Raw genomic sequence first — 1,308 nt, forward strand, 5'->3', positions numbered from 1 at the left:
GGTTCTTCACGGATTACCGGGAAAGACGCTCTTGATCTTCATGAAAAAGAATTCGCTATCTCGGTAACCGTACGCCATCCGCTTGATGACCTTTATTCGATTGTTTATTCCTTCCAACTGACCGGTGTGCATCGGCCAGCGAACCCGGCTCACGATGCCCCGCCAGTAACCCTTTAGCCGTTTGGCGAACTGGATCAGAGCTGGTATTTCGCTTTCATGCGCATAGCGCAGCCATTGCTTCCAGGCCGATCGCCAACCCCAGGCAGTACTGGGGGTCCAGAGTGTTTTGAGTTCAGCCTTCATCAAGTAGACCGTCATCAACGCTTGGTTGGCCGCCAGCAGATCCTCCAGGCGGACCTGTTGTTCCGGCGTTTTCAAGTTCTGCGGATTGCGCAGCAACAGCCATCGCGCCTGCTTGATAACCTTGCGGGCAGGCTTGTCGTGACGCAACCGGTTAGCCTCGTCGACGCGGACCCGATCAATCACCTCTCGGCCATATTTGGCCACCACATGGAAGAGGTCGTAGACCACTCGCGCGTTGGGACAGTGCTGACGAACCTCCAGGTCAAAAGCGGTGTTCATGTCCATCGCCACCGCTTCGATTCGAGCACAACCCTCTGGCCCCAGTTCTTTGAAGAAAGGCCTGACCGCTGCTCGGCTGCGACCTTCACCGATCCACAGCACTCGCCGTGTATCCGCATCTAGGACAACGCTGGCGTAACGATGACCTTTGAACAGGGCGAACTCGTCCATCACCAGACGTCGCGGTTGCGCCTTTGGCAAAACGCTTAACGCCGCTTGCAAGGCTCGACGCTCCAGCAACCGAACGGTGTCCCAGTGCAGGCCAAACAGTTGAGCCACGTGCAGTGTGGGAAGGCGCTCGCAGGCTTGAATAACCGCCTCGGCCAGACGCCGCGTCATGCGGGCATAGCGGTCCAGCCAACTGACGGCCTCCATACGTTTACCGCAATCACGACAGCCAACACGCCTGAGCAACACGCTGAGGCGCACCGCACGGCCGAGAATCGGTAAATCGCGGACGGTTCGCTCGCAATACTCATGCGTGGTTGAACAGGTCTTTTGGCAGCCGCTACAGGAAGGGAATCGGGTGGCGTGGGGAATCAGGTCGATCTGAAGCGCGTCACCATCAGGCTTGATCGTGACGACAGAAAAGCCCTCCCAAAAAGGAAGGAAAGTATTAATATCGCGCATAAGAACGCCGGTTTGTTAGATGTGTTTGCTCGCACGAACATCATCAATCAAATCGGCGTTCTTGTTTCTGTGTTTCCCGGGATTCCGTGAAGAACC

The 1,308-nt window shown here is 56.4% G+C and carries 1 protein-coding gene; it reads right to left on the bottom strand.

Annotated elements, in window-relative coordinates; all coding sequences use genetic code 11:
• Nucleotides 1–6: 6 nt before the first annotated feature.
• On the bottom strand, nt 7–1,212 hold the full coding sequence (locus tag CKW26_RS29240) for an ISL3 family transposase (RefSeq protein ID WP_095051126.1): 1,206 nt from the start codon (nt 1,210–1,212) through the stop codon (nt 7–9).
• Nucleotides 1,213–1,308 lie beyond the last annotated feature (96 nt).

This window comes from Pseudomonas sp. Irchel s3h9, assembly GCF_900187475.1.
GTDB classification, from domain to species: domain Bacteria; phylum Pseudomonadota; class Gammaproteobacteria; order Pseudomonadales; family Pseudomonadaceae; genus Aquipseudomonas; species Aquipseudomonas neuropathica.

Coding starts and splice junctions, on each gene's coding strand:
- CKW26_RS29240 (WP_095051126.1), bottom strand. CDS start 1,212: ATGCGCGATATTAATACTTTCCTTCCTTTTTGGGAGGGCTTTTCTGTC.